This window comes from Bacillus sp. EB106-07-01-XG149 (assembly GCF_058791555.1).
The window spans coordinates 292,755-315,626 of the sequence record NZ_JBYTDP010000003.1; the positions used below are offsets into that span (position 1 = coordinate 292,755).

Genomic DNA, 22,872 nt, shown 5'->3' on the forward strand with positions numbered 1-22,872 from the left:
TTTATATTAGGAGGGATGTACATAATGCAATACAAAAAAAGACATCCTTATTTAGTGGATGTCTTTTCAGATAAATCTTTTCGCGCAGTATATAAAAAACGAGAGATATCTAATTTTTTACCTCTAAAAAATTGAGGAGAGGAAATGTAAAGTTCTTCTTTCGCACGTGTAATTGCGACATAAAGTAGTCGGCGTTCTTCCTCTAAAGCTTCAGAAGTCTCTGTAACACGATCATTTGCATCTTTTAAAGAAGAAGTATGGGGGAGAATACCATCGCTCGCTCCAAGTAAAAAGACGCATGGAAATTCAAGGCCTTTTGCGTTATGAATAGACATAAGCGAAACAGCATTTTTTTCCGGCATTGTTTTTAATGCTTCCATTTCTTTTTGACCTTGAATTGCTTCATCAATAAATTGTAAGTATGCTGGAATATCGGTGAAACGAGTTGCTGACTCCATTAATTCTTCTAACATTTCTTCTTGTATATCTTTATGCATCGTAAAGGAAGAACGATCGTTACTTTGTAAGTACTCTAAATACTTTCCTTTACCATGAATAATTTCTTTTAATGCTTTTTTCGGTTCTAATTCTTTTATAAATTTAATAAAATCGATACGCTCATTTACCTTTTTCACTTGAAAAGGTTTTAAGCTAGGATTTAATAATAAGAAATGAAGAAGAGAAGGGAACCGCCCCTCACCATATTTCCATTGTTCACGTTCAATAAATGAAATACAATCATCACGCCCGATATACATCGTTGGCAATATATTTGAAAGTGATTCTAGTCGAAACGGTTCAATCACCAGTCTTAAATGATCTAATACAGGTTTAATTAAAGAATGTTCATAAAATGATTGACTCGCCCCGTGCTTAATAAACGGGATTTTGTGAATTGTAAGCTGATCAAGTAACGAACGGCTTACAGAATGTGTGCGATACAGTAAACAAAAATCTTTAAAGTTGCGTTCGCCGCTATCTACTTTTTCTTGAATGAGCTGCAAAATTTGATTTGCTTCATCAAGAGTCGTAGCAGGTCTTGCGTAAAAAGGTTGTACACCTTCTTCACGCACAGAATATAGCTCTTTATCAAACCGCTCCTGATTTAGTTTGATAACTTCATTTCCAAGTCCGACGATAAAAGGATTGGATCGATAATTCGTATTAAGTGCGATAATCGTAGTGTTATCAAATTCTTTTGGAAAAGATAAAATAATTTGGTGACTTGCTCCTCGCCAGCCATATATCGCCTGATCGTCATCACCTGCGATAAATAAATTATTTCTTGGCGTGGCTAACAATTTTACAATTTCATATTGTGCATACGATGTATCTTGGAACTCATCTACTTCAATATAGTGGAACCGTTGTTGTAATTGGGTAAGCAAAGGAACGTTATTTTCTAACATATAATATGTTTCTAATAAGATGTCATCGAAATCAATATAATTATATCGTTGTTTTACTTCTTCAAAACGCTCGTATACTTCTTTAAACTCTTGTTCAACGGGTGTTTTTGCTTTTACATCTTTCGGACGATTCAATTTGTTTTTCTCAAGTGAAATCATAGCGAGCATTGTTTCAGCATCATAATCGTCTTTTAGACGCAATTCTTTCAAGATTTTCTTTATCATAATTTGTTTATGTTTTTCGTTTGCTAAAATTTGCTGATTATATCCTTGACTACGAAGCAATTTTAAAAAGACAGAGTGGAATGTACCAGCAACAACGTAGCTACTTGCAGCACGATTCATACCTGGTAAATTTGCTACACGGTTTCGGATTTCTTCAGCTGCTTTTTGTGTAAATGTAAGCAATAAAATATTTCGTGGATGAACTTGTTTTACATTTACTAAATAACCTACGCGGGTTGTTAAAACAGATGTTTTCCCGCTTCCGGCACCAGCTAATGTAAGAACAGGGCCTTCTGTCGTACGTACGGCCTCTAATTGTTTTTCATTTAAAAAAACATTTTGTTGTTCGAGAGCGCGAAAATACGCCGCATCTGCATCTTCTTCCATAATTAAATGGGTAGATGTTTTTGGAATATGGTATGTTGCACGCGGAATATCAGCGTGCGTTAATGATTTTTGTGAAAATTTTTCTTGTGTCATATATTCACCTTCAAAACTATAGCATCAACATTTAACTTTAGCGGAAGAAAAAGAAAATAGCAATGTAAAAAACAGGAGGGGATACCTCCTGTTTTCAAATTACAATTCTTTTATCATAACGATGTGAGGAATATTTGCTTCCATGAATACATCAGAATTCGTTACATATCCAAGTTTCTTATAGAAATCTTCAGCATGTGTTTGGGCATGCAACTTTAATTTTGGTAGCGAGTTTTCATTCGCATACGCTTCAAGTGCATCCATAACAATTTTTCCAATGCCTTTTTTACGATGGGAAGCTAGTACGCAAATACGTTCCATTTTTCCTATTCCATCCAGTATGCGAAAACGACCAGCACCAACTGGAACATCATTATCATATATAACAACGTGTGTTGAAGTTTCTTCAAACTCATCATACTCTTCGTCAGCAGAAACTTGTTGTTCATTTACAAATACTTGTTTACGTACAGAGAATGCATCTCTTAGTTGTTCGTCCGTTTGTACGATCTGTGCGTGCAAATTAGTTGTTCCCCTTTCCAAGGTGGAATGTTTCGTATACAGTCCACGTTCCGTTTTCTAATTGATATAGAAGATGGAAGCGATCAATTGGTTGTTCATAATAGAAATCTTTCATACGTAATCGACCTAATACATCAGCATGCTCTGCATCTGATAAGCCTTGTCCGATTGTTAAATGAGGTACGAAAGCGTACTCGCGTTCTTGTATAAAGAATTCGCTATGCATTTCCTCATTTAAGAAAGTAAGTTCAGGTGTTTTTTCTACTTTAAAATAAAGAACATTATTAACAGGTGCGAATGAACCAACTTTTCCGACATGAAGGGTGAAAGGGTTCGTTTTACTTGCGATTGTATGTAACTCTTTTACAATCGATTCTAATTGTTCATCTTGCGTCTCAAAGGGTGTTTTCAATGTAATATGTGGCGGAACTAATGCGTAGTGCGGATCATAACGTTTACGCAATCCGTTCGCTTTATCTTGAATCATTTTAGATGGAAAAATTACAATGCCTAATTTCATGTTCCAATTCCTCCCTTTGTAAGTCTAGTTAGATTTTGAGAAAATAAATCTCTTAATCTATTATATCAAATTATTCTGAATACTGCTCTCTATTATTTCATTGATAGAATATGAGAGAAAGCTTTCGGTAAATCAGTTTGCCAATATTTCCACGTGTGGTTACCTTCAAACTCCTCGTAATGCGTGATGAAATTTCTACCTGTCAGAAGCGTATTGAGCTCACGGTTCGGTTGTACAAAATCAGAAACTTGTCCATCAGTGCGTTTTACAGCTGTTTCTTCTGTCCCAATGACATGATAAAGGTCTAGCGCCTCCGGATTTTTGAAGTCTTTTGCTAAGCTCATCACTGTTTCATCCACAAATGGTGATTGCATAACGACTTTACCGAATGTATGCGGATACATAAGTGCAGTCATGAAGGAAACTGTCCCGCCAAGAGAATCACCAATTAACACACGACCTTTTCCCATTTGGTAAGTTGGATAATTTTCATCGATATATGGTGCAAGTTCATGAGCAAGGAAACGAATATAAGCAGCGTTTTTCACTTCATTTGGGAAATATTTTTCTTTACGATCGTGTACATTTTTATATGGAATACCGACAATAATTGTACGGTCAATTTCTTCAGTTTCACGAAGGCGCTCAAGTACACGGTGCGCTTTACCAAGCTGAAAATAATCTCTACCATCTTGTGCAATTACAACTGTATGTTTGTGCAGTGGTGTGTAATTTACCGGTAAGTAAACGAGAAGTGTAACATCTTCTTGAAGTGATGCGCTATAAAATGAAATTTCTTCAATTCTCCCTATTGTTTGATTCATGTGGATCCCCCTAAATAAAAATTTACTGTAATGATTGTAAGAGCGACGCTTGTAGTGAAAAAGAAAGAAATATTCACTAATAGGTGCTTTCGTTTCTATTTTACCATAATGGTACGAAGAATCTAAAAAATTAGTATTTAAGTTGTGAAAGAAAACGGATATAATGAATTGGGATTTTTGACAGGTGAGAGGGGAGACTGAATTTGAAACAAGAAAGATCAATCGCACTACCATTAGCAATTTCCATTATAGCCATTTCATTCGCAGCAGTTTTTGTAAAGATGTCCTCAGCACCATCTTCAATATTAAGTATGTATCGATTATGGATTATCGTGCTTATTATGCTGCCTATCGTTTGGAAAAAACGGAAAGAGTTTAGTAAGATTCAAATAAAAGATTGGGGATTTTTAATTGGATCTGGTTTTTTTTTAGCGCTTCATTTTCTTTTATGGTTTGAATCTTTAAAGCATACGACAGTTGCTAGTTCGACGATTATTTTAGCGCTTCAACCAATCGTATCTTTAGTTGGAGGTTTTTTCTTATTTAAAGAAAGAACAACATACTCAGCCATTGCTACAATGGGAATAGCGATACTAGGCGTAATGTGTATTGGGTGGGGAGATTTAGGGTTAAGTGAACAAGCAATTTATGGAGATATATTATCCTTTTTAAGTGTAATAGCGGTTGTTGGTTATTTATTTATCGGGCAAACGACAGTAAAGAAAGTATCACACTGGATTTACAGCTTTACAGTCTTTGCATTCGCAGGTATTTTTATGGGGATTTATAATATAGTATTGCAAGTGCCTTTTACAGGTTATACGAAGTGGGACTGGACCGTTTTTCTTTTACTTGCAGTTGTGCCAACAGTGTCACACGTCATTAATAATTGGTTATTAAACTACGTAAATGCAACAACAATTTCAATGAGTATTTTAGGAGAACCAGTTGGAGCATCTATATTAGCGTTCTTTTTACTAGGTGAAAGACTAAATGCCATGCAAATTATCGGTAGCATGCTCGTATTGTTTGGTGTATCTGTTTTCTTACTACAGCAACAAAAACGAACAGCAAAAAATGTAGTGAACGAACCGGCTTATACACAGGAAATATAATGTTAGAGGAGAAAAGAGAAGTTGTGATACTTCTCTTTTTGTTTTATAGAAATTTAGTTGAAGGAGGGGGAGTTTAGTGGAATTTCCATCAAAAAAAGATGTATGGTTATACCCGATTTTTTTCGTTGTCATTGGAGCGTGTTTTGCCCCCATATTTGTAGGAAGAGAATATTTTCTTTTATTTTTTACACTTCCGTTAGCAATATTATTTATGTGGAGTTGGTTTTCGACAAAATACATCGTCGGAGAAGAAACAATTACAATTAGATCAGGTCTCGTTAAAAAACGCATATTTATACAAGATATAAAACAAATTTCAAATACGAAAAATCCAATAGCTGCTCATGCATTGTCATTTGATCGACTTGAAATTGTTTACGGCGCACATAAAACAGAGATTATTTCTCCTAAAGATAAAGACCAATTCATCAATCTTGTTACAAGTAAAAATTCACACATTGAAATTAAGTAAAAGAGTGGCTAGAAAGCCACTCTTTTACTTTGGATTTGTCATATAAGGTTGTACATGAATAATACATAAGTCACGGAACTTTCCTTCAGCAGTTGTGACAATTATGACTGCTCTTCCGGCACTTTTTCCAGTAATCGTTACTGTATCACCTTTTGGATACATTGTGATAACATCAGCATTCATATTTGTCCAAATAAGTTCTTTATTCGTTGCTTGCACTGGCAAAACGGAAGCTGATAAATCAGTGCTTTGTCCAGTTCTTACTTTCAACTTATTTTTTTCCATATGAACACCAATGACTGAAATAACAGAAGGAGCGATTGAAATTTTAGGTGGATTAGGTTGTACGTTCAAACAAGACGCAGAAGTATTTGTAATAGGTGAAAATTTTCGTGTTTGTTGTTGCTGGAAAGCTGCTAACATGTTGGAGTCCCCTTTCTGTATAAGTGCTGATAGTACTACTATAAAGGAGTAGTGTTATGTTTAATTTAACGAAACATAAAGAAATTGTTAAATTCGAGTAGAAGATTGTCGAACTTTCATAAAAAGAAAGCTCTGCTGATATGATAACAGCAGAGCTTTCTTTTATAGATTATGACTATGTTGTTTTTCGAAATCCTCAAATTGCTCTTCAATTTCTTTTGAAGCTTGTGTTAGTAAACTAACAATTACGATTACTAGTAAACTAATAGTGAAACCAGGAATCATTTCATATAAGAATTCTTTTAAGAATTTAAACTGAGTCCATATAATAACAGTAGTGGCACCAGAAATCATGCCAGCAAGTGCGCCCCACTTCGTCATACGTTTCCAATATAAGCTTAATAAAATAGCAGGTCCGAATGAAGAACCAAATCCAGCCCAAGCGTATCCAACAAGAGCTAAAATCGTATCATTTTGTTTAAACGCTAATGCGCACCCAACTAATGCAATAACAAGTACAGCCATACGACCGACAAATACAAGTTCTTTATCAGAAGCAGAACGTTTAAAGAATGTACGATATAAATCTTCTGTTATAGCACTAGAAGTAACGAGTAACTGAGATGAAATTGTACTCATAACCGCTGCTAAAATAGCTGCTAATAAAAATCCAGTAATAAGTGGATGGAATAAAATAGTGCCAAGTTCAACGAAAATCGTTTCTGGATCAGAAAGTTTTAAACCTGCTTTTGAATAGTATGCAATACCGATAAGGCCAGTAAACATAGCTCCGACAACAGAGAAAATCATCCAGCTCATACCAATACGTCGTGCGCTTTTAATTTCTTTTACAGAAGAAATCGCCATAAAGCGTACGATAATATGTGGTTGTCCAACATAACCAAGGCCCCATGCGAATAATGAAATAATTCCTAATACAGAAGTACCTTTAAAAATATCTAATAATGCTGGATCGATAGATTTAATTGTTTCAAATGCTGGACCAAGTCCATTTACGTGCATAATTGTTACGACTGGAACAAGAATAAGAGCGACTACCATAATGATTCCTTGCACGAAGTCTGTCCAACTTACAGCTAAAAATCCACCAAATAATGTGTAAGCTACGACAACTCCACCAACGATAAGAAGACCAACATGGTAATTGAGTCCAAATGAATTTTCAAATAATACAGCGCCAGAGACAAATCCTGAAGCTACATAAAACGTGAAAAATATCATAATAACAAGTCCAGATACTAGGCGTAGCATATGGGATTTGTCGTGGAAACGGTGTTCCAAAAATTCTGGGATAGTAATAGAGTTGTTTGCAATTTCAGAGTAGGTACGTAAGCGAGGAGCGACATAGATCCAGTTTGCGTATGCGCCTAATGTTAGGCCGATCGCAATCCAACTACTACTTAATCCAACGCTAAACATTGCACCGGGTAAGCCCATTAAAAGCCAACCACTCATATCAGCTGCTCCAGCACTTAATGCTGTTACTGCGGGGCCTAGTGTACGCCCGCCAAGCATATAATCTGTTAAGTTGGACGTTCGTTTATAGGCGAAATAGCCAATTACTAACATCCCGAGCATGTAAATAGAGATAGAAGTTAAAGTTAACATCTGCGTACTCATGTAGTTCCCCTTCCTTTTGTCATGTCTTTTGATGCGTTATGCATATTTATAATCTATCATGATTATTCTGAAAAATCCATACAGAAATACGAATTTTCAGAAATGTAAGCGTTTTTTGACATCATTTTATTTTTTTAATATATAATATTCATACAAAAAACCTTATTTTTAATAGAGTATTTATTATATTTACATAAAAAGAGGTTGTTTTGTCAATATAATATTGAAAGGAAAGAAAAATATTTTTTTTTGAAAAGTATTGACTTGTGAAAAAAGTCAGGTCTATAATGAGTGCAACTTAAAAAAATGCAAGCGTTGATGAAGAAGAGTACACATGATGAACATGTCAGAGAGCTGATGGTTGGTGCGAATCAGTATGGGATTGATGTGGAATGGGCTTCGGAGCTTCCAAACCGAAACGAAAGAAGTAGGCTTTGGCGACATGATCTCATCGATACAAGAGACACGTATTGTTTTTGATACGGTAAAGTGCGTTACATTCGTAACGAATTAAGGTGGCACCACGGGAGTACCCGTCCTTTCTATAGGATGAGTACTCCCTTTTTGTGTACAAAAAATTAAATAAATGAAATCGTTGAAGTAAGAAGAGTACGTATATTGGAGACGTTACAGAGAGCCGGGGATAGGTGGGAGCCCGGTGCGGTGCTATATACGGAATGGGCTTACGAGAGGTATGCTGAACAATTATTTTCAGTAGGCAACCCGGGTTCCGCCGTTACAAGGATAAGGTATATATTTTGTACCTGAACAAAGCGGGATGCTTTTGCGTCCAACATGAGGTGGTACCACGGTAAATTTATCGTCCTCTACATATTTTCGATATGTAGGGGACTTTTTTATTTTTCAGATTGAGGTGAAAGGCATGATGACAAAAGAGGAATTTATGAAGAAAAAAGAACAGGGAAGAGCATTTTTAGTAATCGCTGAAGAAGAAGGAGATAGCATTACGCCAATTTCTTTATATAGACGTATGAAAGGAAAGAAAAAGTTTTTATTAGAAAGTTCGCAGCTTCATCAAGATAAAGGACGCTATTCTTACTTAGGATGTAATCCATATGGTGAAGTGAAAAGTGTTGGTACGGAAGTAGAACGAACGATTTACGGCCAAACAGAAAAGTTGCAAGGTAACGTACTACAAGTGTTAGAAGAAGAAATCGCGTCAGCTCAAGTAGACAGTCCATTCCCGTTTTGCGGAGGAGCAGTTGGTTATATTGGTTATGACGTCATTCGGCAATATGAAAACATTGGAGAAGATTTACACGATCCATTGAATATTCCGGAAGTACACCTTTTACTGTACCGTGAGTTTATCGTGTATGACCACTTACGCCAAAAATTATCATTTGTATATGTATGCAGGGAAGATGATGCAGCTTCTTATGAAGAAGTATATGAAAGATTGCAAGTATACAAAGAGGAAGTGTTACAAGGAGAAGAAGCAGAAGTAACTGAAATAAGATCAACATTATCATTCACTTCTTCTATAACAGAAAAAGAATTTTGCACGATGGTAGAAACGGCGAAAGAATACATTGGGGCCGGGGACATATTCCAAGTCGTATTATCTCAGCGTTTGCAAAGTGAATGTATCGGTGATCCATTCGCGTTATACCGAAAACTTCGAATTGCCAATCCGTCACCATATATGTTCTATATCGATTTTCAAGATTATGTTGTACTCGGTTCTTCGCCGGAAAGCTTGTTATCAGTTAGAGAAGATAAGGTGATGACGAATCCAATTGCGGGTACGAGGCCGAGAGGGAAAACGAAGGAGCAAGATGCGGAAATTGAAAAAGAACTGTTAGAAGATGAGAAAGAACGAGCGGAGCACATGATGCTTGTAGATCTTGGGCGAAATGATATTGGCAGAGTAAGTGAAATTGGATCCGTGACGATAGATAAATATATGAAAGTAGAAAAATACTCCCACGTTATGCACATTGTATCTGAAGTTTACGGAACATTGCGAAAACAAATGAGTGGATTTGATGCATTAGCGTATTGCCTACCAGCAGGAACAGTGTCGGGAGCTCCGAAAATTAGAGCGATGGAAATTATAAATGAGCTAGAGAATGAAAAAAGAAATGTATACGCCGGTGCAGTGGGGTATGTTAGTTTTTCTGGAAATCTTGATATGGCACTCGCCATTCGAACGATGGTCGTAAAGGATGAAAAAGCATACGTTCAGGCAGGAGCGGGAATTGTTTATGATTCAGACCCAGTAGCTGAATATGAAGAAACGTTAAATAAAGCGAGAGCACTATTGGAGGTAATGAAATGATTGTACTAATTGATAATTATGATTCATTCACATATAACTTGTATCAACTGTTAGGTGAATACGAAGAAGATATTGTAGTCGTAAGAAATGATCAAATAACGATAGAACAGCTAGAAGGGATGAATCCTACAGGAATTGTGCTTTCACCAGGACCAGGAAAACCAGAGGATGCTGGCATTTGTATCGAAGTGATTCGTCATTTTTATAAGAACGTTCCCATATTAGGTATTTGCCTTGGTCATCAAGCAATTATATCAGCATTCGGAGGAGACATTGTTAGAGCGGAGCGCATTAAACATGGGAAAACATCTCGTGTGAAACATAACGGAACGTCAATCTTTTCATACGTGACACAGCCGCTAACAGCGATGCGCTACCATTCTCTTGTTGCAGCACAAACGAGTTTGCCAGAGTGTTTTGACATACTTGCGACAGCGATGGACGATGGAGAAATTATGGCAGTTCGTCACAATTATTATCCGCTATTCGGACTACAGTTTCATCCGGAATCAATTGCAACAGAAGAAGGCGGAAAGTTAATACGTGCCTTTTTAACAGAAGTAAAAGAGGAGGAAAGAGTATGAATAACTATCTTCGTAAATTAGTAGAGGGTCAACATTTAACAGAAGAGGAAATGTATAAAGCAGGACTACTTTTATTAAGTGAAAACATATTAGAAAGTGAAATTGCAGCTTTCTTAGTCTTACTGAAAGCGAAAGGTGAAACGGCAGAAGAAATATACGGCCTTGTTCGAGCTCTTCGTGAAAAGGCATTACCGTTTTCGAACCATATACAAGGAGCAATGGATAATTGCGGGACAGGTGGTGACGGTGCCCAAACGTTTAATATTAGTACAACATCGGCATTTGTACTCGCAGGAGCTGGCGTAAAGGTTGCAAAACACGGTAACCGTGCTGTATCCAGTAAAACAGGAAGTGCAGATTTATTAGAAGAACTCGGTGTAAATATTAGCAGTACGCCAAACGAAATTGATTATTTATTAGAGCATGTCGGCATCGCATTTTTATTCGCGCCAGCGATGCACCCAGCATTAAGACGCATTATGAAAATAAGAAAAGAATTGAATGTGCCGACGATTTTTAATTTAATTGGTCCTTTAACAAATCCGGTAAATTTAGAAACACAATTTGTCGGCATTTATAAACGAGATATGTTACTACCAGTTGCGCAAGTATTACAGAAACTAGGAAGAAAACAAGCGCTTGTCGTAAACGGAAGTGGATTTTTAGATGAAGCATCATTACAAGGAGAGAATCATGTTGTCATTTTAAAAGATAATGAAATAGTAGAAACGAGTATTGATCCTGAGAAATATGGTTTCTCAATAGTGAAAAACGAAGAGATTAGAGGTGGGGATTCGAAAGAAAATGCAAAGATTACGCTTGGCGTATTAAGTGGAGAAAAGAGTGTTTACCGTGATACTGTTTTATTAAATGCAGGTCTAGCTCTTTTCGCAAATGGAAAAGCAGAAACGATTGAAGAAGGAATTACACTAGCGGTGCATAGTATTGACTCAGGAAAAGCATTAGCCAAACTAAACTTATTAATTGCAGCAAGTAATGAAAAATTAGAAAGGGTGAATTAAAGTGGGGACGATTTTAGATAAAATTGTAGACCAAAAGAAAAAGGAAGTTGCGGCATTATATGAAACATATACACCATTAAAAGAAAATAGAAAGACACATTCACTTGTAGAAGCATTACAGCAGTTTACTGTCATTGCAGAAGTAAAGCGAGCATCACCATCAAAAGGAGATATCAATTTACACGTTGATGTACGAAAACAAGTGAAAACATATGAAGAATGCGGCGCAGGAGCAGTTTCTGTTTTAACAGACGGTCAATTTTTTAAAGGGTCATTTCATGATTTACAAACGGCAAGAGCAGAAAGCAACATTCCGCTTTTATGTAAAGATTTTATAATCGATAAGATTCAAATTGATAGGGCGTATGAAGCTGGCGCAGATATTATTTTACTAATCGTAGCGGCGTTAACGAAAGAGAAGTTAAAAGAACTGTATAGCTACGTACTAGAAAAAGGATTAGAAGCAATTGTTGAAGTTCATGATGAACAGGAATTAGAAATTGCGATCCAATTAAATCCGCACGTTATCGGTATTAACAACCGTAATTTAAAAACATTCGAAGTTGATTTAAGCCAAACAGAACAGCTTGGAAAACGATTAAACGAGGAGAATTTACTTTGGATTAGTGAAAGCGGGATTCATTCAAAAGAAGATATTATTCGCGTCAAACGAGCTGGGTCGAAAGGTGTATTAGTTGGAGAAGCACTTATGACATCATCTTCTATTCTTACCTTTTTTGAAGATTGTAAGGTGAACATATGAAAGTGAAAATTTGCGGTATCACTGATGTTGAAACGGCAAAACGTGCTTGCGAATACGGAGCTGATGCACTCGGATTTGTTTTTGCAGAAAGTAAGCGAAAAATTACTCCAAGGCTAGCGAAAGAAATCATTCAGGAGATTCCAGCAAACGTGTTAAAGGTTGGTGTTTTCGTAAATGAATCAGTAGAAGTGATCCAGGAAATTGCAGATGAGTGTGGGTTAACGCATGTGCAACTACATGGGGATGAAGATAATCATCAAATCGAAAGATTGAATATTCCGTCTATAAAGGCGCTCGGAGTGACTTCGGAGGAAGATATGAAAAACGCTCAAACATATGAAGCGGATTATATATTGTTTGATAGTCCGAAAGAAAAGTTTCACGGGGGAAATGGAAAGAAATTTTCATGGGAGTTACTCGCACATATGTCAAAAGAGTCGCGAGAGAAAACGATATTAGCTGGTGGATTAAACGCTCTTAATATAGAAGAAGCGATTCGAACTATTCAGCCATACATGGTCGATGTAAGTAGCGGAGTGGAGACAGAAGGAAAGAAAGATGTAGAGAAAATAAAACAATTTATTATAAAAGCGAAGGAGTGTTCCAAATGAATTACGCATATCCAGATGAAAAAGGTCACTACGGTATATACGGAGGACGATACGTTCCAGAAACGTTAATGCAATCTGTATTAGAACTAGAAGAAGCATATAAAGAAGCGATGCAAGATGAAGCGTTTCAAAAGGAATTAAATCATTATTTAAAGACATACATCGGAAGAGAAACACCGCTTTATTTCGCTGACAATATGACGAAGTATTGCGGCGGTGCAAAGATTTATTTAAAACGTGAAGATTTGAACCATACAGGAGCTCATAAAATTAACAATACAATTGGTCAGGCACTTCTTGCAGTACGAATGGGCAAGAAAAAAGTTGTCGCTGAAACAGGGGCAGGACAACACGGAGTGGCAACCGCTACTGTATGTGCCCTACTCGGATTAGAATGCGTCATCTTTATGGGAGAAGAAGATGTGAGACGTCAAAAATTAAATGTGTTCCGAATGGAATTACTCGGAGCGAAAGTAGAAAGCGTAGCCGCAGGTAGCGGTACATTAAAAGATGCGGTAAACGAGGCGCTTCGCTACTGGGTTTCACACGTACATGATACGCACTACATTATGGGATCCGTTCTTGGACCGCATCCATTCCCGCAAATTGTTCGTGATTTTCAAAGTGTAATTGGGAAAGAAACGAAAAAACAATATGAAGCGTTAGAAGGAAAGTTACCAGAAGCAGTCGTTGCATGTATTGGTGGTGGGAGTAATGCGATGGGTATGTTTTATCCGTTCGTACACGATGAAGAAGTTGCTCTTTATGGCGTAGAAGCAGCTGGAAAAGGCGTTCATACAGAAAAGCATGCAGCTACTTTAACGAAAGGAAGCGTTGGCGTTTTACACGGATCGATGATGTATCTTCTGCAAAATGAAGAAGGACAAATTCAAGAAGCTCACTCTATTTCAGCAGGACTCGATTACCCGGGTGTTGGGCCAGAACATAGCTTGCTAAAAGATATTGGCCGCGTTTCTTATCATTCGATTACAGATGATGAAGCGTTAGAAGCATTTCAATTATTAACGAAAAAAGAAGGGATTATTCCGGCGTTAGAAAGCTCACATGCTGTCGCATACGCATTAAAATTAGCGCCGCAAATGAAGAAAGACGAAGGACTTGTCATTTGTTTATCTGGTCGCGGGGATAAAGATGTAGAGAGTATAAAACGTTATATGGAAGAGGTGTAAAAAATGGGAGTAGAAAAAATAAAAGCAGCGTTTGAAAATGGTAAGAAAGCATTTATTCCGTACGTAATGGGCGGAGATGGTGGCCTTGAAAAATTAAAAGAAAGAATTTGTTTTCTAGATGAAGCAGGAGCGAGCATCGTTGAAATCGGCATCCCGTTTTCAGATCCAGTCGCAGACGGTCCAACGATTCAAAGAGCAGGGAAACGAGCGCTAGATAGCGGTGTAACATTAAAAGGCATTTTTCAAGCATTAATAGAGGTAAGGAAAGAAGTACAAATTCCGTTTGTACTCATGACATATTTAAATCCAGTACTCGCATTCGGAAAAGAACGATTCATCGAAAACTGTATAGAAGCAGGTGTAGACGGCATCATCGTTCCAGACTTACCGTATGAAGAACAAAATATTATTGCCCCGTTACTTCGAGAGGCAAACATTGCGATAATTCCACTCGTTACAGTAACGAGCCCAATTGAGCGAATCGAAAAAATTACGAGTGAATCAGAAGGATTCGTCTACGCTGTTACAGTAGCGGGCGTAACAGGAGTACGTCAAAACTTTAAAGATGAGATTCATAGTTACTTAGAAAAAGTAAAATCACATACGCATTTACCGGTAGTGGCAGGGTTTGGTATTTCAACGAAGGAACATGTAGAAGAAATGATTACAATATGTGACGGAGTTGTCGTTGGAAGTAAGGTCATTGAGCTGTTAGAAAATGAAAAACGCGAAGAAATATGTGAGTTAATACAGGCAGTAAAACAAAAAGAAGAGGCGTGAGTCTCTTCTTTTTGTTTTGTGTAATAAATGTTAAAATATACAGAAAATACATATAAATTAGAGGGTGAAAAAGCATGCTAAGACGAAAACTACTATATCTTCTTTTAACCGTACCACTATACGCTTGGCTCATTAGCATGACGAAAATAGAGTTGATGGCTCTATTTTTAGGATATGTATTCATCTTTTCCAACTTAACTCGCATTCAAGAGCAATCTATTTTAGAAATATGTATATTTTCGATTAGCATAGAACTATTTAGTATCGTTTCAATTGTATTATTAAATGAATTATTCCGATGGATCCATGCATTTGAATTAATGAAATTTGGTAACGTTGTATTGCAAGTAATATGTGCTTATCTTGTGCTTGTTGTGTTAGACAAAATAGTCGGACAGCAGACGGTTTTTCAGGATAATAGAAAATGGGAGTGAAAAGGAGCCATTTGGCTTCTTTTTTACAACTGTTGTAAAAACAATTGAAAAATATGACATCTGTTATATAATAGTTAAAAATTGTATTTTTAATGAAAAGAGATGATAACATGGCCATATTGTTGGCACTTATCCCAATTATGATGATTTTCATTTGTTTATTTTTATTTAAACAAACGTCATTAAGGTCCTCTTTAATTGCTTACGTTGTGTCTGTTGGAATCGTTTTACTCTCGCCAACGTTTCAACTAGGGATAAGTGAAACTGTGCACGCAACGATTAAAGGTTGGTTAATTTGTTTTATTGTCGGGTACGTTTTGTTTTTCGGTATTTTTTTATTTCACCTCATGAACAAAATGGGGTACATCGATCAAGTAGCACGTTTTCTAGAAGAAGTGACGCACGATCGTTTATTACAAATGCTCCTTATGTGTTTTGGTATTTGTCCGCTAATCGAATCAGTAAGTGGATTCGGAATTGGCTTCATGGTTGCAGCACCTATCTTTCTTTCATTGGGCTATAAACCGTTTCAGGCTGTACTGCTTTCATTTATCGGTTTACTAGCTAGTTCGTGGGGCGCAATGGCAACTGGTACGATTATCGGTTCGCAGCTAATAAATATGCCGCTTACAACACTTGGTACAAATACGGCACTACTAAGTATTCCGATGTTTGCTTATTTCGTCATTCTTTCTTTACACGTTGTTGGTGGCTGGCGGGCCGTAATTGAAAAGTGGAAAGAAGGATTTGGTTTCTTTCTATTATTTTCTCTCGGAATCTATCTTTCTAACGCATACGTAAGTGTTGAACTAGCAGGTATATTAAGTTCTATCGTTACAATTACATTTGGCTTTCTTATCATTAAATTAAAAGGAAAAAGTGAGCAAAATTTAATAACAGAACATGCTGCAGCAACGGAGAGAGAAGTATCTATTATAAAAATTATTAGCCCTTATATATTCTTAACTGTTTGTATTTTGCTTTCTCGCCTTGTACCAGCATTACATGATGTATTCAGATCATATGCCGTTCTTGATTTGAAATCATACTCTTACAAGCTAGAGCTACTATATTCACCAGGATTTTGGCTCGGTATGACATGCTTATTTACTATTATCTTCTTCCGTATTCCATCTCATATTATTAAACAATCACTCTCGCAAACGATAAAACAATGGATTCCTTTTGCGATTACAACGACGATGTTTATCGCCATTTCAGAACTAATGGGTGCATCTGGCATGCATGCATTACTGGCAAAAACAGCTGGTGAAACATTTGGAACGTTTTTCGTTTTCGTTGCCCCATTTATCGGCGGAATCGGTGGCTTTTTAACAGGTAGTAACGCCGGATCAAATGCGATGTTTATAAAACTACAAATGCAAACTGCGCAAAACGTAGCGCTTCCGTGGCAATATGTCACAACACTGCAAAACACCGCATCGTCAGTAGCGACAATCGCTTGCCCGTCACGGATTACACTAGGGGCGTATTTATGTAACATTCCTTATCGTGAAAATGAATTGTTAAAGAAGACGACGTTAATGATCTTTGGTGCAATTTTGCTAGTAGTGGTAGAGGTTATTGTTTGGTATATGTTGAGAAATTAAAAATCCTCCTAACATAGGAGGATTTTCTTTATGATTGGATAATGTTTTAAATATGAAAAGCTTCTACTAAATGAATAGGAGATGAAATGTATGCCCCTAAAAAACTACGGCGTGTTAAAAGGTACAGTTATACAATCAAAGATTGGAAAAGGGAAAACACCTCATTATCAAGTTCATTTACAAGGCGAAGCAGAAGTAGATTATCGTATTGCAATTAACGTAAAGTCGCAAAGTTATCCGTCAGAAGTTTTATATTTTGCGAGCGACAATATTCGGTCAGAAGCAATTAATATTTTACCGACATTACCATTCGGTTTTACAGAAATAAAAAACAATGAACCGAAAGTAGCTTTAGACTACGTAAGAGGTAATGTATTTGAATCGAAACAAATGATTCCTTTACCTGCTGAAAAAGCAGGTGTTGATAATGATTTAAATGAAAAAATAGAACGTTATATAAAACGAGCGATAGAAGAAAAAGCGATTATTTACGCATTTGGTGAAAGATGGGGGCCAGAAGAAAATACACCGGATTCTTACTTCCATTTCGAACCAGGAAACGGTATACACGATATTCATATGAACCAAGGGAATGTAGAGAAATGGAAAGGTGATAATGGTATATGGCAAGACGGAGGTATACTCATTCACTTCGAAAAGGAAGAATCATGGATCGGTATCTTTCTTGCCTTCCAGTCGCAGTCATGGTGTACCGATGAAGAGGGACATGCTCGTGTTCCGGTTGAACATTGTGATTATAAAGGAAATAATTGATAAGAGAAGGGCGTTCACAACGAACGCCCTTCTCTTATTTTATAAAACCCAAAACTAACAAGTGTAGAAATACAAGAGAACAGCAATGCTACACTAGAAAATGCAATGAGATACATATTATACTTCATCATTTTTCCAATGAGCTGGTTACTGTCGTACTGAAATAGTCCTGCGATTATGTTGAATAAAAATAAAAAGATAAACATGACGATAACACCGTCTATTGATCCTTTAATATCTGGTTTACTTAAAGCGATATGTGCAGAAATACAAATGGCGATAAATAAAAATAGCCAAAAGGAAGGATTCAATAAATTGCTTATTGTAAATAAGCTTTTCAATAATACAAACGTCGATAAAAGCATGTTTTGAACCATTTCTATATTAATAGAAGTAGAAGCGATTGTTTTTTCGAGAGTTGTATTAAATAAGAAATATGAATTTGGTACGAAATAGCGCATTAAAAGGATTAACGCAGTAATACCGGAAATAATAGGACCGATTCCAATGAAGAAGTTCCCAATTCGTTGATATACACTTTTTTGATTGTATTGATGTTGTACGTAGCCTAAAGCACCTTGACTTGTATCCGTTGGGAAAAACTGCGTTGCTACAATTTTATGACGAAATAGTACACACATAATGGCATGTCCAAGTTCATGAATAGGAACACCGATCCACGCCGTTAAAAGGAATCCTTTTCTTCCGAAAGCTCTCGACCAATACATGCGTGTGAGAGATTCTAAATAGCCTAATAGAAATCCAATTACAATGATAACGCCAATTAAAGAAAATAATTGGATTATGCTTGTAAGGAGTATTTGAAAAATTGAGTTTACCAATTCCATTGCCAGTCATCCAATCTATTAAAAATGTTATTTGTTCTGTTTCATAATAGCATTATTTTTCAAGATTGCTAGCACATATATTTCTTTTGAAAGAAGGATTTCATAATCTTTTTCTTGTAGTCATGTTTTATGTCCCAAGTCATATATTGAACTTGTAACACCCTATATGGTATTTACTTAAGGAGGGATGAGAGAATGGAATGTCCGGCGTGTCAGACGGAAAATGCAGCAGAGGCAAAGTTTTGCGGGAATTGTGGACATTCGTTGACGGAGGAAGCAGTAGCGAGTGGTGCACAAGAAAAAGGTGAGCAACAAGCACGCGTAGCACCAGCAAAGGAAACTCGACAAAATGAAACAGTAGAGCAAGCGAAGCGGTTTGCAAGTGGCTATTTTCAGTTCTTTAAACATGCTTTCAAAGCACCGACAGCGATTATGAAAAGCGGCAAGGTTGAAGTACGAAATGGAATTGTAAGTCTTGTTCTTATTTGTTTTTTAGGGGCATGTATTTTTTATAGAATGATGAGTGCTGGGGCAGCAGTTACGAGAACGTTAGTGCCAGATGTTTCTACTCTTACATTTTTTGGAGAAGCTGTAACGGTCTTTTTCTTTTTATTGATTTTAACTTCGTTTGTCGGATTTATTATTTTTGTAAGTGGTAAGATGATGAAATCTTCTTTTTCATTTCTTGAAGTATTTGGCGTATGGGGAACGATAGCAACGCCGGCTATCGCTATATTAGTTCTTACTTTTCTTTTTAGTTTTCTATTAATTTTTTTCTTACCGATATTATTATCTATAGCTACAACTTATATAGGGATTAGTGTAACTGTTGCCATATTAAAATTAGACAACGGCGGATTAGATCTTGTTTACACTCTTATTATCGCAAATGTTTTAATTGGAATCGCAACGTTCATTGTACTTTGGTCTTACATTAGCACGATAATTCAAACCATTACTCAGGGATTAACTGGCCTCTAAAGAAAAGGTGGTTGAATGGATGAATGTATGTACAAAGTGTGGGAATCAGCTTGAAGACGGTGTGCAATTTTGTCAAAGCTGCGGTCAGAAGAGGGAAAACCTTGTGGTAAAGAAGAAAATGAGCAGCGGTACAAAAGTTGGCATTATACTTTTAGCACTACTTGCTGTAGTGATTGTGGGACTGTATTTGTACGGATCATCGTATTATAAGCAGGCGGCACAAGTAGATCGAATGATTACTATTGTACAAGAGAGAGACGGGGAGAAGTTAGCTGAAATCGTCACGGCAGATGATCCATCAGTTATTGTAACGAGAGAGAGTTTAATGCCACTTTTTTCGTATATAAAAGAAAACCCATCTTACGTGGATGAATTGAAAGAACATTTGAGGATAGGTGAAAAACAGAGGGATGGAATTGAAAAAGCAGATTTTTCGTTAACGAAAGACGGAAAGTATTTCTTTATCTTTGATCGGTATAAATTGAAAGCGAAGACGTATTATACGACGGTGCTTACAAATGAAAAAGGTACATCTTTAAAAATGAACGGAAAAGAAATTGATAAGTCTGATGACAAAAAGTTTGAGAAGCAATATGGCCCGTTTCTTCCAGGGGCTCAAGTGTTTCAAGCAGAATATAAAAATGACTATGTAAAACTATCACGTGAAGAAAAGGTTGTACTTATGAAACAAGGTCAAAATAACGTAACGATAGATTTAACGTTGCAAGGGCAATATATTACAGTGCAAACGAATGCACCTGGTGCAACATTGTATGTGAATCAAAAACCAGTTACAGCGCTGGCTGGGGAAGAAATTACGTGGGGACCGGTAGCAACTGATGGAAGTACGACGATTTATTTAGAACGAAATGGAGAAAATGGAAGGGAAACGACGAAGGTAGAAACGGTAACGGCACTTCCGTCTTATAACCTTCCATTCCAAAAGAAAAGTACAGAAAAAACAGTTGTTTACAATTTTACCCCGCCTACGACTCGGTATGTATATAATGGTTTCATCTTCCCTGATAGTGATATTCGAAAATTAACGAGTACGGACTTAACATATTTATCGAAAGAACAATTGAAAATAGCGAGAAACGAAATATACGCAAGACATGGACATATGTTTCAAACGAAAGATATGCAAGAGTATTTTTCAAAACAGTCTTGGTATAGAGAAAATCCGTATTTTACAGGAAAGCTAACAGATATTGAAACTTATAATGTTGAATTGATCAGATCAAGAGAATAAACACGTGAAAAAGGTACAGTGCATAACTGTACCTTTTATGGTTATTTATCTGAACCAGGATCCCTTGAGAAAAAGATGTGAAAGAGAAATGTGACTTTACTTGATCCTCCTGATGTACTAGCTTGTATATGGGATAATGGACCAGACGTTAGAGCTGCCTCGGAATGGGGTGGTACGACTATTTTGAGCGCACGATCTGATTCTGGTGAGGCAGTAACGGTTATTGTATCATCAGAAAAGTTCATAATTTTAACAGAACCGACTGGAAAGATGGACTTGCCAGCATGTGATGCTGAAGCAAATTGGGTAGCTTTCCAAATATCTTGCGCAAACGTATCATCGTTAGATAACCAAGCACGAGCACTATATATTGTTGCATTAATGGAAAATTCTTGGTCAAGTGAGAGGGCGGGTTTCGGTTCTTTCGGTTCTTGCGGTTCATCTGGAAGCTGGGCGAGAAGGCCGGCGCACATGTATGTTTCACCTACTTTCAATAGTAACTGTTATAGCATATTAAACATGTTGTTTATAAGACACGACGGCTACCTATTAAGGCATAGGTTTGTGCACCAAATTTGAAGATGAAATGCTCTTTCTTTACAATGGAAGTAGGTGTTATTTCTGAAAAATATGGAAATCGTAAAGAGGTATGTAAAAAAGAAGGAGTGGTAAAGTGAACTATGTCATTATTGGCGGAGATGCAGCTGGTATGAGTGCAGCTATGCAAATTGTTAGAAGTGATGAAAATGCAAATGTTGTAACGTTAGAAAAAGGTGAAATTTATTCGTACGCTCAGTGTGGATTACCGTATGTCATTAGTGGTGCTATCGCTTCAACGGAAAAATTAATCGCGCGTAATGTAAAGACGTTTCGTGATAAATACGGAATTGATGCGAAAGTGCGTCATGAAGTAACGAAAGTAGATACGGAAAAGAAAATGGTGTACGCAGAGCATACGGAGACGAAAGAGGTTTTTGAATTTCCGTACGATCGTTTATTAATTGCGACTGGAGTGCGTCCTGTTATGCCAGAATGGGAAGGCCGAGATTTGCAAGGCGTTCATCTTTTAAAAACAATTCCTGATGCTGAGCGTATATTAAAAACGCTAGAAACGAATAAAGTTGAGGATGTAACGATTATTGGCGGTGGTGCGATTGGACTGGAGATGGCAGAAACATTCGTCGAACTTGGTAAGAAAGTAAGAATGATTGAGAGAAATGATCATATCGGTACGATTTATGATGCAGATATGGCTGAATATATACATAAAGAAGCAGATAAACATCATATTGAAATTTTAACGAATGAAAATGTAAAAGCGTTTAAAGGAAATGAAAGAGTGGAACAAATTGAAACGGATAAAGGGACGTATAAAGCAGATCTTGTTCTAGTATCGGTTGGAGTGAAGCCAAATACTGATTTTCTTGAAGGAACAAATATACGTACAAATCATAAAGGAGCAATTGAAGTAAATGCATATATGCAAACGAATGTGCAGGACGTATATGCAGCTGGTGATTGCGCAACACATTACCACGTTATAAAGGAAATTCATGATCATATCCCGCTCGGAACGACTGCTAATAAACAAGGCCGACTCGCTGGACTGAATATGCTTGATAAACGAAGAGCCTTCAAAGGAACGTTAGGAACGGGTATTATTAAATTTATGGATTTGACGCTCGCAAGAACAGGCTTAAATGAAAAAGAAGCGAAAGGGCTAAACATCCCGTATAAGACGGTTCATGTAGATTCAACAAATATGGCCGGTTATTATCCAAGTGCTAGGCCACTTCACTTGAAATTACTATATCGGTCGGACACAAAACAATTATTGGGCGGACAAGTAATTGGAGAAGAAGGTGTAGATAAGCGAATTGACGTAATCGCAATGGCGCTTTTCAATAAAATGAGCATTCACGAGTTAGAAGATGTCGACTTAAGTTACGCACCGCCATATAACAGTGTTTGGGATCCAATTCAGCAAGCGGCAAGGAGAGCAGAATAGCACTTTTTAAGTGCTATTTTTTTTGCAAAGGTAGGTAAACTTTTTTAGCGAATAATAAAGAGGGAGAAACAGTTACATATAG

Annotated in this window: 23 protein-coding genes and 2 other annotated features; of the genes, 15 read left to right on the forward strand and 8 right to left on the reverse strand. The window is 36.8% G+C overall.

Annotated features, from left to right (window positions below):
• Positions 1 to 47: 47 nt before the first annotated feature.
• From AC3WTA_RS13785 to AC3WTA_RS13800, 4 genes are all read right to left on the reverse strand, one after another.
• On the reverse strand, positions 48 to 2,114 hold the full coding sequence (locus AC3WTA_RS13785) for an ATP-dependent helicase (protein ID WP_000191182.1): 2,067 nt from the start codon (positions 2,112 to 2,114) through the stop codon (positions 48 to 50).
• A gap of 99 nt (positions 2,115 to 2,213) precedes the next feature.
• Positions 2,214 to 2,636, reverse strand: coding sequence for a GNAT family N-acetyltransferase (locus AC3WTA_RS13790; protein WP_000543285.1), 423 nt, complete (start codon positions 2,634 to 2,636; stop codon positions 2,214 to 2,216).
• 1 nt (position 2,637) lies between these two features.
• The gene (locus tag AC3WTA_RS13795) at positions 2,638 to 3,156 is read right to left on the reverse strand and encodes a YjcG family protein (RefSeq protein ID WP_000765870.1); all 519 of its coding nucleotides are present in this window, start codon (positions 3,154 to 3,156) and stop codon (positions 2,638 to 2,640) included.
• Between the two features lie 92 nt (positions 3,157 to 3,248).
• A complete protein-coding gene (locus AC3WTA_RS13800; protein WP_001076857.1) occupies positions 3,249 to 3,980 on the reverse strand; it encodes an alpha/beta hydrolase in 732 nt (243 codons plus the stop codon).
• 203 nt (positions 3,981 to 4,183) lie between these two features.
• Between AC3WTA_RS13800 and AC3WTA_RS13805 the strand changes: the two genes are divergently transcribed.
• Positions 4,184 to 5,095, forward strand: coding sequence for a DMT family transporter (locus tag AC3WTA_RS13805; protein WP_000808256.1), 912 nt, complete (start codon positions 4,184 to 4,186; stop codon positions 5,093 to 5,095).
• A gap of 76 nt (positions 5,096 to 5,171) precedes the next feature.
• Positions 5,172 to 5,567 carry a PH domain-containing protein gene (locus AC3WTA_RS13810; RefSeq protein ID WP_000395654.1) on the forward strand — a complete coding sequence of 132 codons (396 nt, stop codon included), beginning with the start codon at positions 5,172 to 5,174 and terminating at the stop codon, positions 5,565 to 5,567.
• 24 nt (positions 5,568 to 5,591) lie between these two features.
• Here the strand turns inward: AC3WTA_RS13810 and AC3WTA_RS13815 are convergent, their stop codons facing one another.
• Together AC3WTA_RS13815 and putP are read right to left on the reverse strand one after the other, a co-directional pair.
• Positions 5,592 to 5,990, reverse strand: coding sequence for an Ig-like domain-containing protein (locus AC3WTA_RS13815; protein WP_000878738.1), 399 nt, complete (start codon positions 5,988 to 5,990; stop codon positions 5,592 to 5,594).
• A 162-nt stretch (positions 5,991 to 6,152) separates the two neighbouring features.
• Positions 6,153 to 7,631, reverse strand: a complete 1,479-nt coding sequence (putP, locus tag AC3WTA_RS13820) for a sodium/proline symporter PutP (protein ID WP_000107194.1) — start codon at positions 7,629 to 7,631, stop codon at positions 6,153 to 6,155.
• 306 nt (positions 7,632 to 7,937) lie between these two features.
• Positions 7,938 to 8,175 (forward strand) — a binding site (T-box leader).
• 42 nt (positions 8,176 to 8,217) lie between these two features.
• Positions 8,218 to 8,462, forward strand: a binding site (T-box leader).
• Positions 8,463 to 8,514: 52 nt separating this feature from the next.
• Here putP and trpE point away from each other — a divergent pair.
• The 10 genes from trpE to AC3WTA_RS13870 all read left to right on the forward strand — a co-directional run bounded on the left by trpE (position 8,515) and on the right by AC3WTA_RS13870 (position 17,701).
• Entirely contained in the window at positions 8,515 to 9,933 is a 1,419-nt protein-coding gene (trpE, locus tag AC3WTA_RS13825) for an anthranilate synthase component I (protein WP_002096790.1), read from the forward strand.
• Complete coding sequence (locus tag AC3WTA_RS13830; protein WP_000636339.1) at positions 9,930 to 10,517, forward strand: aminodeoxychorismate/anthranilate synthase component II; 588 nt, start codon at positions 9,930 to 9,932, stop codon at positions 10,515 to 10,517. Before trpE ends, AC3WTA_RS13830 begins: the two co-directional genes overlap by 4 nt.
• Complete coding sequence (gene trpD, locus AC3WTA_RS13835) at positions 10,514 to 11,539, forward strand: anthranilate phosphoribosyltransferase (protein WP_001067358.1); 1,026 nt, start codon at positions 10,514 to 10,516, stop codon at positions 11,537 to 11,539. Before AC3WTA_RS13830 ends, trpD begins: the two co-directional genes overlap by 4 nt.
• Before the next feature lies 1 nt (position 11,540).
• Positions 11,541 to 12,302 carry an indole-3-glycerol phosphate synthase TrpC gene (trpC, locus tag AC3WTA_RS13840; protein WP_000536681.1) on the forward strand — a complete coding sequence of 254 codons (762 nt, stop codon included), beginning with the start codon at positions 11,541 to 11,543 and terminating at the stop codon, positions 12,300 to 12,302.
• Positions 12,299 to 12,913: a phosphoribosylanthranilate isomerase gene (locus tag AC3WTA_RS13845; RefSeq protein ID WP_000865134.1), complete on the forward strand. Its 615-nt coding sequence runs from the start codon at positions 12,299 to 12,301 to the stop codon at positions 12,911 to 12,913. The genes trpC and AC3WTA_RS13845 overlap by 4 nt, the downstream gene beginning before the upstream one ends.
• A complete protein-coding gene (trpB, locus tag AC3WTA_RS13850; protein WP_001105013.1) occupies positions 12,910 to 14,103 on the forward strand; it encodes a tryptophan synthase subunit beta in 1,194 nt (397 codons plus the stop codon). Before AC3WTA_RS13845 ends, trpB begins: the two co-directional genes overlap by 4 nt.
• Positions 14,104 to 14,106: 3 nt before the next feature.
• Positions 14,107 to 14,883 carry a tryptophan synthase subunit alpha gene (gene trpA, locus AC3WTA_RS13855; RefSeq protein WP_000537818.1) on the forward strand — a complete coding sequence of 259 codons (777 nt, stop codon included), beginning with the start codon at positions 14,107 to 14,109 and terminating at the stop codon, positions 14,881 to 14,883.
• A gap of 74 nt (positions 14,884 to 14,957) precedes the next feature.
• Positions 14,958 to 15,317: a DUF4029 domain-containing protein gene (locus AC3WTA_RS13860; RefSeq protein ID WP_000946155.1), complete on the forward strand. Its 360-nt coding sequence runs from the start codon at positions 14,958 to 14,960 to the stop codon at positions 15,315 to 15,317.
• A gap of 110 nt (positions 15,318 to 15,427) precedes the next feature.
• A complete protein-coding gene (locus AC3WTA_RS13865; protein WP_000996218.1) occupies positions 15,428 to 16,927 on the forward strand; it encodes an L-lactate permease in 1,500 nt (499 codons plus the stop codon).
• Between the two features lie 90 nt (positions 16,928 to 17,017).
• A complete protein-coding gene (locus tag AC3WTA_RS13870; protein ID WP_070168553.1) occupies positions 17,018 to 17,701 on the forward strand; it encodes a DUF2278 family protein in 684 nt (227 codons plus the stop codon).
• 14 nt (positions 17,702 to 17,715) lie between these two features.
• On the opposite strand, the gene AC3WTA_RS13875 is transcribed toward AC3WTA_RS13870, so the two are convergent.
• Positions 17,716 to 18,549 carry a hypothetical protein gene (locus AC3WTA_RS13875; RefSeq protein WP_000424503.1) on the reverse strand — a complete coding sequence of 278 codons (834 nt, stop codon included), beginning with the start codon at positions 18,547 to 18,549 and terminating at the stop codon, positions 17,716 to 17,718.
• 195 nt (positions 18,550 to 18,744) lie between these two features.
• On the opposite strand from AC3WTA_RS13875, the gene AC3WTA_RS13880 reads away from it, so the two are divergent.
• Positions 18,745 to 19,530 carry a zinc ribbon domain-containing protein gene (locus AC3WTA_RS13880; RefSeq protein WP_000389019.1) on the forward strand — a complete coding sequence of 262 codons (786 nt, stop codon included), beginning with the start codon at positions 18,745 to 18,747 and terminating at the stop codon, positions 19,528 to 19,530.
• 19 nt (positions 19,531 to 19,549) lie between these two features.
• Complete coding sequence (locus tag AC3WTA_RS13885) at positions 19,550 to 20,782, forward strand: zinc ribbon domain-containing protein (RefSeq protein WP_001099920.1); 1,233 nt, start codon at positions 19,550 to 19,552, stop codon at positions 20,780 to 20,782.
• 41 nt (positions 20,783 to 20,823) lie between these two features.
• On the opposite strand, the gene AC3WTA_RS13890 is transcribed toward AC3WTA_RS13885, so the two are convergent.
• A complete protein-coding gene (locus tag AC3WTA_RS13890; protein WP_000332404.1) occupies positions 20,824 to 21,255 on the reverse strand; it encodes a hypothetical protein in 432 nt (143 codons plus the stop codon).
• Positions 21,256 to 21,455: 200 nt separating this feature from the next.
• On the opposite strand from AC3WTA_RS13890, the gene AC3WTA_RS13895 reads away from it, so the two are divergent.
• Positions 21,456 to 22,790, forward strand: a complete 1,335-nt coding sequence (locus AC3WTA_RS13895; RefSeq protein ID WP_001110256.1) for a CoA-disulfide reductase — start codon at positions 21,456 to 21,458, stop codon at positions 22,788 to 22,790.
• Positions 22,791 to 22,872: the final 82 nt, after the last annotated feature.

Bases quoted from the DNA above. Each gene is read 5' to 3' on its own strand.
- AC3WTA_RS13785 (WP_000191182.1), bottom strand. From the start codon at position 2,114: ATGACACAAGAAAAATTTTCACAAAAATCATTAACGCACGCTGATATT.
- AC3WTA_RS13795 (WP_000765870.1), bottom strand. From the start codon at position 3,156: ATGAAATTAGGCATTGTAATTTTTCCATCTAAAATGATTCAAGATAAA.
- AC3WTA_RS13800 (WP_001076857.1), bottom strand. From the start codon at position 3,980: ATGAATCAAACAATAGGGAGAATTGAAGAAATTTCATTTTATAGCGCA.
- AC3WTA_RS13815 (WP_000878738.1), bottom strand. From the start codon at position 5,990: ATGTTAGCAGCTTTCCAGCAACAACAAACACGAAAATTTTCACCTATT.
- putP (WP_000107194.1), bottom strand. From the start codon at position 7,631: ATGAGTACGCAGATGTTAACTTTAACTTCTATCTCTATTTACATGCTC.
- trpE (WP_002096790.1), top strand. From the start codon at position 8,515: ATGATGACAAAAGAGGAATTTATGAAGAAAAAAGAACAGGGAAGAGCA.
- AC3WTA_RS13830 (WP_000636339.1), top strand. From the start codon at position 9,930: ATGATTGTACTAATTGATAATTATGATTCATTCACATATAACTTGTAT.
- trpD (WP_001067358.1), top strand. From the start codon at position 10,514: ATGAATAACTATCTTCGTAAATTAGTAGAGGGTCAACATTTAACAGAA.
- AC3WTA_RS13845 (WP_000865134.1), top strand. From the start codon at position 12,299: ATGAAAGTGAAAATTTGCGGTATCACTGATGTTGAAACGGCAAAACGT.
- trpB (WP_001105013.1), top strand. From the start codon at position 12,910: ATGAATTACGCATATCCAGATGAAAAAGGTCACTACGGTATATACGGA.
- trpA (WP_000537818.1), top strand. From the start codon at position 14,107: ATGGGAGTAGAAAAAATAAAAGCAGCGTTTGAAAATGGTAAGAAAGCA.
- AC3WTA_RS13860 (WP_000946155.1), top strand. From the start codon at position 14,958: ATGCTAAGACGAAAACTACTATATCTTCTTTTAACCGTACCACTATAC.
- AC3WTA_RS13865 (WP_000996218.1), top strand. From the start codon at position 15,428: ATGGCCATATTGTTGGCACTTATCCCAATTATGATGATTTTCATTTGT.
- AC3WTA_RS13870 (WP_070168553.1), top strand. From the start codon at position 17,018: ATGCCCCTAAAAAACTACGGCGTGTTAAAAGGTACAGTTATACAATCA.
- AC3WTA_RS13875 (WP_000424503.1), bottom strand. From the start codon at position 18,549: ATGGAATTGGTAAACTCAATTTTTCAAATACTCCTTACAAGCATAATC.
- AC3WTA_RS13880 (WP_000389019.1), top strand. From the start codon at position 18,745: ATGGAATGTCCGGCGTGTCAGACGGAAAATGCAGCAGAGGCAAAGTTT.
- AC3WTA_RS13885 (WP_001099920.1), top strand. From the start codon at position 19,550: ATGAATGTATGTACAAAGTGTGGGAATCAGCTTGAAGACGGTGTGCAA.
- AC3WTA_RS13890 (WP_000332404.1), bottom strand. From the start codon at position 21,255: ATGTGCGCCGGCCTTCTCGCCCAGCTTCCAGATGAACCGCAAGAACCG.